Source organism: Kitasatospora aureofaciens, from assembly GCF_019192735.1.
GTDB lineage: Bacteria > Actinomycetota > Actinomycetes > Streptomycetales > Streptomycetaceae > Kitasatospora > Kitasatospora aureofaciens_A.
This window is the reverse complement of record NZ_JAHTKP010000043.1, coordinates 54568-66193: the sequence shown is the minus strand read 5'-3', so window position 1 is coordinate 66193 and position 11626 is coordinate 54568. Positions and strand designations below refer to the sequence as shown.

The following is an 11626-nucleotide window of genomic DNA, read 5'->3' as shown; positions in this document are numbered from 1 at the left end:
ACCTGGGTCGGGGTATCCGGGGGGTTGGGTACTGGGGGGGGGGGGGGGGGGGGCCGGGCGCCGCGCGCCGCGGCGCCGGGCCCTGGAAACGCACCAACGCGGGCTGACTTGGGAATCGTGCGTTAACAAACGGACGCCGCGATTAAGGGAATTCGCTGCTCACTCCGGCGGTGCCGCTAGCCAGAGCGGTCGTGCTCAGTTGCCCTACCCGAGGCTCGGGGTGACCTCGCCACTCGCACACCCCGATCAGGCAGTGCGCTGCTTGGGCGCGTACCGCAGGAGGACGACGTCGCCGACGGTCGTGGCGTCGAGCAGCTTCATCCGGCTGGTGCTGCCGCCGGGGTACTCGGCGGGGTGGATGAAGCGCGGAGCCTGGGCCTGGCCGACCAGGAGCGGGGCGATGGCGAGGTGCACCTCGTCGGCGAGGTTCTGGGCGAGGAACTGCGTGTGGATCTGTCCGCCGCCCTCGACCATGAGGCGCTCGACGCCACGGCTGCCGAGGTCGTCGAGCATGGCCGCGAAGTCCACGGTCGGGCCGGTGCTGACCACGTTGGCCAGGCCGTCGAGTTCCTTGCGGAGCTTCGCGACCGCGCCGTCGGTGGTGTAGACGACCTTCTGGTCGCCGAAGTGCCAGAACTTGAGGTCCCGGCTGAGGTCGCCGCTGGCGGTGATCGTCACCTTGAGCGGGTACTCCGACTTGCCGGCAGCGGCACGGTCGGCACGGCGCTTCTTGCTGTTGACGAGAAGCCGGGGGTTGTCGCTGCGGAGCGTGTTGCCACCGATCAGGATGGCGTCGGACTCTGCCCGGACCTGGTCGACACGGTCGAAGTCCTCGGCGTTCGACAGCAACAGGCGCTGGGGTGACGTGTCGTCAATGTGTCCGTCCACGGAGGTGGCGACACTCAGGAGGACGTACGGGCGCTCGGCCATCTCGGATTCCTTCGTGGTGGGACGGTGGGACGTCTGCCTGATGTGATCAGACTTCATGGAGCATGACGTTGTCGAGGGCTTCCCGGAACTCCGAGACCTCGGCCACCGACGCCCAGCGCTGCAACTTCGCGTCGAGCACCCCGAGCTCGGTGAACTTCCCACCGCATTCGAGCCCGCGACGGACAAGGTTGCGGCAGCCCTGGCGTGCTGGCGCATCGTCAACTTCCGTTCTCGGGTCACCGATCAGGATGAACCGATCCGGCGCAGTGTTGCGCGCATGAACGCAAGCACAGCATGTGCGGGGGCGCTGCAGACCACTTGTGAGCGATGGGCGGACGCCGTTCGCGCCGTCTGGCGTGTGCTTTCCTGATGCCTCGATACTGGGAGGAATCACACGCGGGGCCGTAGCCGCAGGTCACCAATGCTGCATACGATCAACCGGCCGCGCCGGGGTGTGTGCCAGGTGGTCTTCCACCTTCCGGGCTCCCACTGACGCGGTGGGTAGATACAGGTGTGTCCCGGCACACTGTGGCAGTGCCGGGACACACCTGGCCGATCGAGGTCGGCGGTCAGTTCACCGGGACCAGCGCGTCGTCACCGACAGCCGCGGCGAACCGGCGGAAGGCGGCGGTGTCGTAGACAAGCGCGGGGCCGCCTGGGTTCTTGCTGTCACAAACCGCGACGGCGCCCGGAAGACCGGCACACTCGACGCAGTTCGCCTGGTCGGTGCTCCGGCTGGACTTCGTGAAGACCAGGCCAGTGGCGGAGGCGTTCGGGTAGTAGGTGGTCAATTGAGCCTGTCTCTCTGTGCGGTGATGAACTTCAGGGAGTCCTCAACACCCATGGCCTCGGCCGTGATCTGCTGGAACTTGCCCTGAAACTGCTCCACTTCGTCGGGCTCCTCGTACCACTGTGTGCTGAGCGTCGCATCGACCAGCACGACGTCGAGGTCCTGGCGTTGTGGAAACCCGAGGATGCTGAAGGCACCGCTCATGCCGGGGTGGACAGGGGCGTTCATGGGCATGATCTGTACGTTGACGTTGGGCAGTTTGACCCGGTCGATGAGGCGGTCGAGCTGCGCGGCCATGACCTCGGGACCGCCGACGTTGGAGCAGAGCGCCGCTTCGTGGATCACCGCCCAGACTTTCAGCGGCTCCGGCCTGGACAACACGGCCTGTCGGGCCATCCGAACCTCGACAAGGGCCTGGATGTTGGCGTCCGGCCTGGTCGTGAGCCGCTCGATGACGCAACGGGCGTAGTCGGCGGTCTGGAAGAGCCCTGGGATCACTGCCCACTCGAACGTCCTGAATGACGAGGCCTCGGCTTCGAGTGCCGCGAGATCCACCGTCTCGTCGGTGACGGAGTCCTTGTAGCTCTGCCACCATCCGCGCTTGCCCGCGTTCCGCACGAGGTTGAGCAACGCCTCGGCCAGCTCTTTGTCGGCCTTGTACACCTCAAGCAGGGTGGCGACATCCTTCTCCTTGACCGCAACCTTCGCGTTCTCGGCTCGGCTGATCTTGGTTCCGCTCCAGCCCTCGGCTCTCTCCGCCGCCTCGTCGATACCCAGGCCGGCCTTCATGCGCAGACGCCGAAGCTCGGCGCCGAGCTGCCTCCGGCGAACAGTCTGTACGAGAGCCACCTGATCCCCTCCTGAGCCGTGTCGGGGACAGTCTGCCTCCCGTCCGGAGATGCGCGCTACCGGCAACTCCCCACTCGATGACCTGAATCGCGACCCGATTCGCAATTCTGCGAGTTTGATGGAACGAGTTGCGCCGGCACTCGCGAAGGCGTCATGCTGTGCGTAGTCAGTCGCGAACCGACAGTGATCGACTTCGTTGACTTGGCGTCAGGGCCAGTCTGTTTCTGAATGTGTGACTAGTCGTCAAGTCTCGTTTTCGGAGTTGGATTGCGTCCCTCTCGGGTGGTGGTCGCAGCGGCGTCATGACGATCGCCGTGGCCGCCGCGGCTGTCTCCAGCTCCACCTCGTCGCCGACACCCGGCCGACACTTCGGAGGATCCGCCATGTCCATGGTTAAGGTTGCAACTACGGCCAGACCAGCGGGAGTTCGCCTGGCTCGCCACCGCGTGATCGAGGAGCTGCTCAAGCTCGAAGTCCCGCTCTCCCAGTCCGAGCAGGAGATCGCGCACCAGATCCTCGCGGAGGTGGCCGCCAACGCACTTCAGCACGGCTGTGACCCGGACGACCCGGACCAGGAGTTCCTGATCGAGGCGGACGTCGTGGACGGCGGGGATCTGTGGATGGCCGTCACCGATTCCGGCCGCGGGCGGACCCCCTCCCGGCGGGCGGAGGAGGGCGACGAGTCCGGCCGAGGCCTGTCGATCGTCGCCTGTCTGGCTTCCGCCTACGGTGCCGTAGTTCACGCTGACGGTCGCCGGACGGTGTGGTTCAAGCTGCCCGTCTACCGGCTCTACCTTGCCGCGACTGAGGAGCAGCCGTCGGTCATGGGCCGGGTGGAGGACGTGCGAGCCTCGGGCGTTGCTCTCACCATCGCCATCCTCCACACCCATGGCCAGGCGGGGAGCGCACGGTCTCAGTCGGTGGCTGGAGCGCTCGCAACCACCGGCTCCATCCCGGCGGTTGGCATCAGTGCTGGGAGAGCGGCGTGAGGGCTCGCGTCTCCCGGCTCCTGGCCCGGCGCCTTCCTCGCCCGGCCGGTGCCACAGTCCGCGCCTTCCACATCCGTGCGAACCGGGAGTTCGCGGCGCGGATGCGTGAGGACGAGGCCTACTAAGGCGAGAACCCGGACGGAACCTTCGACGTGAACGAGCTGAGGTCCGTGATCGAGGACGTCCAGGTCCGGAGGAAGCGCTGCGCGTCATTGTGCGCGAGGAAGTCGCGCCGCTGATTCCCATGCTGTCCGCGCTGACGCAAGGGATCGACGACGACGCCCTGCGGGCGCTCCTGACACCGCCCCACGGACCGCCGACGCCCGAATAGCCGAGGCAGACCCGTGTGACTCGCCAGACCGCGGCACCGTGCGGTGCTCAACGACACAAGCCAAAGGAGAACAGGATGCGGATCGCCACCTACGGACGCCCGGGAGCGGGCAAGAGCACGTTCACCGGCATGCTTGCCGACCAGTTTGTCGGCCGCGGCGTGCCCGTCGTGAGGATCAAGCTCGGCGCTCCCCTCTACGACCTTCAGAGCATCGTCTACCAGGTCGCCGGACGGCCGCTGGTCACCCCGGACCGCCAGGACGGCCTTCTCCTCAACGACCTCGGCTCCCACCTGCGCCGCATCAACCCCGCCGCGCTGACCGACACCTTTACCAGGAGGGTGGAGGAGGCGGTGGCGGAGAACCCGGACACAGTGGTCCTCTGCGACGACGCCCGGGCCGCCGACATCGAGGCCCTCGACGCCCTCGACTTCAAGTTCGTGCAGGTCTGGGCGCCCGACGACATCCGCAGGCTGCGGAAGGCGGGTCGGGCCGACCTCTCGCCCGGGGACGAGAACCACCCGACGGAGGCGGAGATCACGATCACTCCGAGTTTCCGGGTCGAGAACGCCGGGTCGATGCAGGCCCTGCTCGTGCGCGCCGAGGAGTTGGCGAACGGGTGGACCTCGTGATCCTCACGGGTCACAGGATCCGGGAGGAGGTGGAGGCCGGCCGGATCACCATCGACCCGTTCGACCCCTCCCTCCTCAATCCCAACAGCTACAACTACCGGATCAGCCCGGTCCTGCGGGTCCACCGCACCCACCGCCTCGACGCCCACTCCGACCACCCCCTGGACGAGTTCACGATCCCGCCCGATGGTTACGTGCTGGAGCCGGGCCGGATCTACCTGGGCACCACCGTGGAGAGGTTCGGCAGCTCCCACTACGTGCCCTGCCTCATCGGCCGCAGCAGCCTCGGACGTCTCGGCGTCTTCCTGGAGTACTCGGCCTACATGGGCAACCTCGGCGCCTGCCACAGCTGGACGCTGGAGATCGAGGTGGTGCAGCGCACCCGGATCTACCCCGGCGCCCGCATGGGTCAGATCACGTGGACGGCGAAGACCGGGGCGGTGCCGGAGTACACCGGCAGGTTCGGCCGGATTGACGAGGCGACCACGCCCCCTGCCCACCACTTCCTGACCACCTCATCCTGAACGGAGGTACCCCAGTGATCCTCACCGGCCACAAGATCCGGGAGGAGCGCGCGGCCGGCCGGCTCACCATCGAGCCGTTCGACCCGGCCCAGCTCAACCCCAACTCGTACAACATCACCCTCGGTCCCACCATCGGCTACTACACCGCCGACGTCCTCGACACCCGCCGGCCCAACGCCTTCGAGACGGTGGAGATCGGCCCGGAGGGCTTCCTGCTGGAGCCGGACCGGATCTACCTCGGCCACTCCGTCGAGGTGATCGGCAGCAACCACTACGTGCCCACCATGCACAGCCGCTCCGGCTTCGCGCGCATGGGCGGCTACGCCCACGTCACCGCCGACCTGATCGACCAGGGGTCGTTCGGACAGCTCACCCACATGCTGCGCGTCGTCCAGCCGCTGGTCGTCTACCCCGGCGACAGCATCGCGCAGGTCGACTTCCGCGCCGTCCTCGGCGACCCGATGCTCTACCAGGGGAAGTATCAGGGCAGCCGCGGACCGATGCCCTCCCAGATCCACCGCGACGTCCCCCGCGCCCTGGCGGCCGCCGCGTGAACAGCACCAGCCCGACGTACGCCGTCAACCCCGCCACCGCCTGCCCAGACCCGCAGGCCGCCCGCCTGGTCGCCACCGCCTACGACACCATCCGCCGGCGCTACGTCGAAGGCCGCCACCAGATCGGGGCCGCGATCATCGCCGCCGACGGCAAGGTCTACCTCGGCATCCACGTCGAGGCGATGGTCGGCCGGTTCAGCGTGTGCGCCGAGATGGCCGCGCTCGCCGCCGCCCGCCTCTGCACCAACCAGCCGCTCCTGGCCGTCGCCGCCGTCCGCTACCCCAAGCCGTCCGAGGCTGGCGGCGCGCGGATCGTCTCCCCCTGCGGGGGCTGCCGCGAGGTCCTCCTCGACCACGCCCCGCAGATACAGGCCGTGGTCCCCCAGGGCGAGCAGGGCGTCTTCGCGCCCCTGCATACCATACTGCCGATCAAGTACGTCGGCACGAAGTGGGGAGCCCAACTCCCCATCCAGGCGCCGTAAGTGATCACATCGTGATCGTTGGTAGCGTCGGCCGCCCGCCGCGCCACCACGGCGCAGCACCACCGAGATGAGAGAGGGTCACATGGCCCCCAAGACGATCCGTCGAGCTGTCATCCCCGCCGCCGGCCTCGGTTCCCGCCTCCTGCCCCTGACCAAGGCCACGCCCAAGGAGATGCTGCCGGTCGGCGACAAGCCGGTGATCGAGCACACCGTCCGCGAGCTGATCGAGAGCGGCATCACCGACATCACCATCGTCGTCAACGGCGACAAGGGGATGATCCAGGAGCACTTCCGCCCCAACCCCGTCCTCGTCGAGCAGTTGCGCCGCGACGGCAAGGCCGCCTTCGCGGACGCGGTCGAGGAGGTCGGGGAGCTGTCCCGCAAGGGCCACATCAGCTACCTCTACCAGCACGGCCCCTACGGAAACGGCACCCCGGTCCTCAACGCCGCCCGCCACTTCGGCGACGACCCTTGTCTTGTGCTGTGGCCCGACGACGTCTTCGTCGCCGACGTCCCCCGCGCGCAGCAGCTCATCCAGGCGTACGAGCAGACGAACGCGCCGGTTCTCGCGCTCATGCCCATGGAGCCCGAGGACTCCTACCGCTACGGCGTACCCGTGGTGAAGGAGGATCTCGGCGGCGGATCCCTGCGCCTCACCGGCCTGGTCGAGAAGCCCAAGCCTACCAACGCCCCCTCCTCGTACGCGGCCATCGGCGGCTACGTCATCACCCCCGGCATCGTCGACGAACTGCGCGAGCTCACCCGCCGGTGGCACGAGAAGCCGGAGGACGAGGTCTACCTGACCGACGCCATCAACGCCTACGCGGCCCGCCGCGCGGTCTATGGGCAGGTCATCGACGGCACCTGGTACGACACTGGCAACCCCGCCGCCTACCTGCGCGCCCAGTTTGCCGCCGCCCTCGCCAACCCCGAGTACGGGCCGGACCTGCGCAAGCTCGCCGCCGAACTCGCCCCCGCCGAGTAACCACCATCAGCCACCGGGGTCGGGCCGCCACCGCGCGGCGGCCCGACCCCGGCCTGCCCCGGCCCGGCCAGCCCGGGTCGGAGAGGAGAGCCCGGCATGCCGGACATCGACACCGCTCTGATCTTCTTCCCGCGCGGCGGGAGCGCGCAGGTCGCCCGGTACCTCCTGCGGGAGTACAACCGCCGCGGCTGGACCACCCGCATCCACGCTGGATCCCTCGGCCGACCCGGGGACCCCGGCCACGCGCCCACCTTCTACGCCGGCCTCGACCTCCACCCCTACGACTACAACCCCGCTTACCGGCGGTTCACCGAAGGTCAGGATCCGCAGGCCGACCCGCTGCCCTTCCACCCTTCCTACGAGGACCGCTCCCTCGGCGCCCGCGGCTGCCCGGATCCCATGTTCGCTGCCGTGCCGCCGACCGCCGGCGCCCGGCTCACCCGCGCCTGGACCGGTCACCTCGTCCGCCACCGCTCCGCCGACCCCGACGTCCTCCACCTCCACCACCTGTCCCATCTCCAGAACGCCGCGTACCGGGCGTACGGGGGCGTCCCGCGGATCACCACCCTCCACGGCACCGAGCTGAAGCAGATCCAGGGCATGCGCGAGCGCATCGCCATCGCCCGCCACCTCGGCACCACCGTCCCGGTCTTGGCCGACACCCTCCACCCGGACCACCCCCACCGCGAGCGCACCCTCAAGCAACTCGCCCACGACGGCCGCCTCGACGACGACCAGGAACATCTGCTGCGGATCACAGAGTGGCCGAAGTGGCGTTGGGCCGACTACTGGCACGCCGCCCTCACCGCCTCCGCGCGACAGGCCGGCCGCATCGTCACCGTCTCCCACCACGACCGCGACCTCGCCCTGCGCCTCCTGCCCGCCCTGCACGGCCAGGAGGTGCCGGCCATCACCAACGGCGTCGACACCACCGCGTTCCGACCTGCCAGCCTCACCGAAGAACAACGCCTGGCCAACCTCCGCCGATGGCTCGTCACCGACCCGAGAGGCTGGGGGGAGAGCCGGCCACCGGGCAACATCCGCTACGACGATGCCGACCTCTCCCGCCTGCTCGATCCCGCCACCGGCCGCCTGCGCCCGCTCCTGCTGTGGGTCGGCCGCTTCCTGGAGTTCAAGAAGGTCCCGGTCCTCCTGGAGGCCTTCCGGCAGGTGCGCGACGAGGTCCCCGTCCCACCCGCCCTGCTGATGTGGGGCGGCTACCCGGGCGAATGCGAGGGCGAACACCCGACGGACATCGCCCACCGCCTCGGCATCGACCGCGATGTCTACTTCGTCGGCTGGCGCGGCCACGATGAACTGCCCAGCGGCCTCCACACCGCCGACCTCATGGTCGCCCCCGCCGTCAACGAGCCATTCGGCATGGTTTACCTGGAGGCGATGGGCTGCGGCACTCCGCCGATCGCGACGGCCACCGGCGGCCCTGCCCGCATCATCACCTCCAGCGGGCACGACGCCACCGGCTGGCTTGTTCGCCCGAACGACCCGGCCTCACTGGCGGCCGCGATCAAGGAGGCCCTCATCGGCTCGCGCGAGCGTGCCCGCCGCGCCGCCAACGGGGCCCGCCACGTCCAAGCCGTTCACGGGTGGGAGCCGGTCGCCGACCGGTATGCGGAGCAGTACGAGGTCGCCCGGGTCGGTAGCAGGAGCGCACGGTGACGGGCGGCCAGACTCGGCGCCCCCAGCCGCCCCCGCCGCGGCACGTCCATCCTTCCGGCTCGCAATTCCTAGCCCCACACTCACCCCGGGTTCAGCCGCCTCGATCGCGGGTCCCGTACGACCAGCGCCCCTGGCACACCATCACCCCGAGCAAGGGGGAGGACGGAGACGTCACGATCGTGAGCAAACCCAAAGGTCTGCTGTTCGATCTGCACGGTGTCCTCCAGCACTTCGACAACCAGGGCGCCCGTTCGGGCGAGCAGGCCGCGGGTCTGCCGCCTGGCATCATCGACCGCATTGCCTACCAGCACCCCGCCTACGAGGCGGCAAAGGTCGGCCTCATGACCGACGACGAATGGGCGCGCATCATCGAGCACGTCCTCGTCGCCGAGTTCGGAGAGAAGGCTCGATCAGCGATAGCGCCGTGGCGCGACGACCGCGGGCGGCCCGACCCCGTCATGATCGACCTGATCGAACAAGCCGGGCAGGTGGTCGAAGTCGGCATCCTCTCCAACTTCACCGACCGCATGCACTCCGACCTGGCCCTGCACGGCATCACCGCCCGCCACGCCTACGCCTCCGCCGACCTCGGCATCACCAAGCCAAGTCCGTTCGTGTTCAGGGAGGCCGCGGATCGCATGGGCATCCGCCCGCAGGACCTGTTCTACTTCGACGACCAGGTCACCTTCGTCGCCGGAGCCCGCGCGGCCGGTCTGCGCGCCGAGCTCTTCACCACGCCCCAGGCCTGTGCCCACCACCTTGCCACCCTCGGTATCACCGTCCGTCTCAACACCGACGCGGCGCAGCAATGAGTGATCGACGGCCGGCGCCAGATGTATGACCCGTCCACCGCAGCGCGCTATCCAGCCCCGCCTTCGGCTGGACAATGCTCACGCCCGACGGGGCAGATCTGGTCGCCCTCTGCCGCATTACAGTGAGCTCTGCCAAGCGGGGCTCACGTCCCAACTACCCGAACTCGTCCCGGAGAACCGATGCCCCAGCCTCCGAAGAGGACGTTCAGCCGCGCCGTGCTGGACGCCGCCACTTGGTACGGGGCGCCCGGTGACACCGACGGTCCCCAGATCGCCTACATGCCCGACGGCTACGTGGTGATGCGCCACGGTGGCGACCCCACAGCACCGACACTCACGTTCGACGCCGACGAGTGGACCGCGTTCAAGGCCGCTGCTGCCGACGGCGAGTTCAACGACCTTCGTGAACAGGCATTGTCCGACAACGGATCACCGCTGCGTGGTTTGCCGCTGCCCTCTCAGCACGCTGAGGGGGCAGCGGGTGTTGAAGAGGACGTCTGAAGCTACTGGGGGAATGGTGGCCGCTCGGCGCCGGCGTGCCCGGCGCCGAGCAGCCTGGGAATAGGGCAGAGCCCGGGGCCAGGGGCAGGTGGTGAGGGGGCGGGCGGGGGGAGGGCTCCGGAGGAACCGCAGAGCATCAAGGTTTTGGGCCCCGGCGCCGCGCTCGCGGCGCCGGGGCCCTCGAAAGCACCACCACTGCCAATCGTCCGGGAAGAAGCTCAACGAATCTCTCGGCGCACACTCGTTCCTGAAACACCCTTAACACCCTGGGATCTTGGCGGCCGCCCACCACGTGGGCGGCCGCCGCGTCTTCGCGTACCGGATCAGCGCCATGCCCAGGAACGGTAAAACGCCGGTCTCCGAGAACACGTCTCGGAGACCGGCGTCACTCCCGCAGTCGATCGGTCGGATTCGCCAACGGCATCGCCGAAGGCGGGGCCGGGGCGCGGTGCGGGGTGGGTCAGTTGTGGGCGTGGAGGTCGGCGTTCAGGCCGCCCCAGGAGCCGGAGCGGGCGATGACCTCGACGGCGCCGGTCTGGGAGTTGCGGCGGAACAGGAGGTTGTCCTGGCCGGACAGCTCGACGGCCTTGGCGACCTTGCCGTCCGGGGTGGTGACCCGGGTGCCGGCGGTGACGTACAGGCCGGCCTCGACGACGCAGTCGTTGCCCAGGGAGATCCCGATGCCGGCGTTGGCGCCGAGCAGGCAGCGCTCGCCGACCGCGACGACCTGCTTGCCGCCGCCCGAAAGGGTGCCCATGATCGAGGCGCCGCCGCCGATGTCGCTGTGGTCGCCGACGACGACGCCCGCGCTGATCCGGCCCTCGACCATGGAGGTGCCGAGGGTGCCGGCGTTGAAGTTGACGAAGCCCTCGTGCATGACGGTGGTGCCGGTGGCCAGGTGCGCGCCGAGGCGGACGCGGTCGGCGTGGGCGATGCGCACGCCGGTCGGGGCGACGTAGTCGGTCATCCGCGGGAACTTGTCGATCCCGTACACGGCGAGCTGGCCGCCCTGGGCGCGGACCGCGAGGCGGGCCTGCTCGACCTGGTCCACCGGGACGGGGCCGATGCTGGTCCAGGCCACGTTGGCGAGCAGGCCGAAGATGCCGTCCAGGTTCTGGCCGTGCGGCCGGACCAGGCGGTGGCTGAGCAGGTGCAGGCGCAGGTAGACGTCGTGCGTGTCGAGCGGCTTCTCGTCCAGCGAGGCGATGGTGGTGCGCACGGCGACCACCTCGACGCCGCGGCGGGCGTCGACGCCCAGCGCCTCGGCGGCGCCGGCGCCGAGCTCGGCCGCGGCCTGCTCGGCGGTCAGCCGGACGGTCCCGGCGGGGCCGGGCTCGGCGGTCAGGACGGGGGCGGGGAACCAGGTGTCGAGGACGGTGCCGTCGGCGGCGACGGTGGCCAGACCGGCGGCGACGGCGCCGTTCGGGAGGGAGGTGGATTCAGCAGTCACATCGTGCACGTTAACCAATGCGGGGGCCCGGTGCCGAACACGCCCACCGTGCGGACACGGCCGCCGCCGGCCCCCGGCGGGCGCGCACCCGGCGTCGGACGGGGCGGGAAAACCCGGTGCTC

Annotated in this window: 14 protein-coding genes; 10 read left to right on the top strand and 4 right to left on the bottom strand. The window is 69.4% G+C overall.

Annotation, left to right across the window (positions count from 1 at the left end):
• Window positions 1-246: 246 nt before the first annotated feature.
• Window positions 247-930 carry a RibD family protein gene (locus tag KV557_RS30480; RefSeq protein WP_218204774.1) on the bottom strand — a complete coding sequence of 228 codons (684 nt, stop codon included), beginning with the start codon at window positions 928-930 and terminating at the stop codon, window positions 247-249.
• A gap of 55 nt (window positions 931-985) precedes the next feature.
• Between KV557_RS30480 and KV557_RS30475 the strand changes: the two genes are divergently transcribed.
• Window positions 986-1300 (top strand): hypothetical protein, encoded by a 315-nt coding sequence (locus KV557_RS30475; RefSeq protein ID WP_218204773.1) that lies wholly within the window; start codon window positions 986-988, stop codon window positions 1298-1300.
• 199 nt (window positions 1301-1499) lie between these two features.
• Here the strand turns inward: KV557_RS30475 and KV557_RS30470 are convergent, their stop codons facing one another.
• Together KV557_RS30470 and KV557_RS30465 are read right to left on the bottom strand one after the other, a co-directional pair.
• The gene (locus KV557_RS30470) at window positions 1500-1721 is read right to left on the bottom strand and encodes a DUF397 domain-containing protein (protein ID WP_218204772.1); all 222 of its coding nucleotides are present in this window, start codon (window positions 1719-1721) and stop codon (window positions 1500-1502) included.
• Entirely contained in the window at window positions 1718-2569 is an 852-nt protein-coding gene (locus tag KV557_RS30465; protein ID WP_218204771.1) for a helix-turn-helix domain-containing protein, read from the bottom strand. The genes KV557_RS30470 and KV557_RS30465 overlap by 4 nt, the downstream gene beginning before the upstream one ends.
• A 302-nt stretch (window positions 2570-2871) precedes the next feature.
• On the opposite strand from KV557_RS30465, the gene KV557_RS30460 reads away from it, so the two are divergent.
• The 9 genes from KV557_RS30460 to KV557_RS30420 all read left to right on the top strand — a co-directional run bounded on the left by KV557_RS30460 (window position 2872) and on the right by KV557_RS30420 (window position 10054).
• Window positions 2872-3558 carry an ATP-binding protein gene (locus tag KV557_RS30460; protein ID WP_218204770.1) on the top strand — a complete coding sequence of 229 codons (687 nt, stop codon included), beginning with the start codon at window positions 2872-2874 and terminating at the stop codon, window positions 3556-3558.
• Between the two features lie 406 nt (window positions 3559-3964).
• Complete coding sequence (locus KV557_RS30455; RefSeq protein WP_218204769.1) at window positions 3965-4519, top strand: ATP-binding protein; 555 nt, start codon at window positions 3965-3967, stop codon at window positions 4517-4519.
• Entirely contained in the window at window positions 4507-5043 is a 537-nt protein-coding gene (locus KV557_RS30450; RefSeq protein ID WP_218204768.1) for a dCTP deaminase, read from the top strand. The genes KV557_RS30455 and KV557_RS30450 overlap by 13 nt, the downstream gene beginning before the upstream one ends.
• A 14-nt stretch (window positions 5044-5057) precedes the next feature.
• A complete protein-coding gene (locus tag KV557_RS30445) occupies window positions 5058-5597 on the top strand; it encodes a dCTP deaminase (RefSeq protein WP_218204767.1) in 540 nt (179 codons plus the stop codon).
• Window positions 5594-6079 (top strand): hypothetical protein, encoded by a 486-nt coding sequence (locus KV557_RS30440; RefSeq protein ID WP_218204766.1) that lies wholly within the window; start codon window positions 5594-5596, stop codon window positions 6077-6079. The genes KV557_RS30445 and KV557_RS30440 overlap by 4 nt, the downstream gene beginning before the upstream one ends.
• Before the next feature lie 82 nt (window positions 6080-6161).
• Window positions 6162-7064: a UTP--glucose-1-phosphate uridylyltransferase gene (locus KV557_RS30435; RefSeq protein ID WP_218204765.1), complete on the top strand. Its 903-nt coding sequence runs from the start codon at window positions 6162-6164 to the stop codon at window positions 7062-7064.
• A gap of 96 nt (window positions 7065-7160) precedes the next feature.
• Window positions 7161-8741 (top strand): glycosyltransferase family 4 protein, encoded by a 1581-nt coding sequence (locus KV557_RS30430; protein ID WP_218204764.1) that lies wholly within the window; start codon window positions 7161-7163, stop codon window positions 8739-8741.
• Between the two features lie 179 nt (window positions 8742-8920).
• Window positions 8921-9553 (top strand): HAD family hydrolase, encoded by a 633-nt coding sequence (locus KV557_RS30425; protein ID WP_218204763.1) that lies wholly within the window; start codon window positions 8921-8923, stop codon window positions 9551-9553.
• A gap of 216 nt (window positions 9554-9769) precedes the next feature.
• A complete protein-coding gene (locus tag KV557_RS30420) occupies window positions 9770-10054 on the top strand; it encodes a DUF397 domain-containing protein (protein WP_308130147.1) in 285 nt (94 codons plus the stop codon).
• A gap of 460 nt (window positions 10055-10514) precedes the next feature.
• Here the strand turns inward: KV557_RS30420 and dapD are convergent, their stop codons facing one another.
• A complete protein-coding gene (gene dapD / locus KV557_RS30415) occupies window positions 10515-11504 on the bottom strand; it encodes a 2,3,4,5-tetrahydropyridine-2,6-dicarboxylate N-succinyltransferase (protein ID WP_374106694.1) in 990 nt (329 codons plus the stop codon).
• Window positions 11505-11626 lie beyond the last annotated feature (122 nt).

What these genes read in the sequence shown, in the direction of transcription:
- KV557_RS30475 (WP_218204773.1), top strand. Translation starts at nt 986, where the DNA reads ATGGAGCATGACGTTGTCGAGGGCTTCCCGGAACTCCGAGACCTCGGC.
- KV557_RS30435 (WP_218204765.1), top strand. Translation starts at nt 6,162, where the DNA reads ATGGCCCCCAAGACGATCCGTCGAGCTGTCATCCCCGCCGCCGGCCTC.
- KV557_RS30455 (WP_218204769.1), top strand. Translation starts at nt 3,965, where the DNA reads ATGCGGATCGCCACCTACGGACGCCCGGGAGCGGGCAAGAGCACGTTC.
- KV557_RS30480 (WP_218204774.1), bottom strand. Translation starts at nt 930, where the DNA reads ATGGCCGAGCGCCCGTACGTCCTCCTGAGTGTCGCCACCTCCGTGGAC.
- KV557_RS30460 (WP_218204770.1), top strand. Translation starts at nt 2,872, where the DNA reads ATGACGATCGCCGTGGCCGCCGCGGCTGTCTCCAGCTCCACCTCGTCG.
- KV557_RS30430 (WP_218204764.1), top strand. Translation starts at nt 7,161, where the DNA reads ATGCCGGACATCGACACCGCTCTGATCTTCTTCCCGCGCGGCGGGAGC.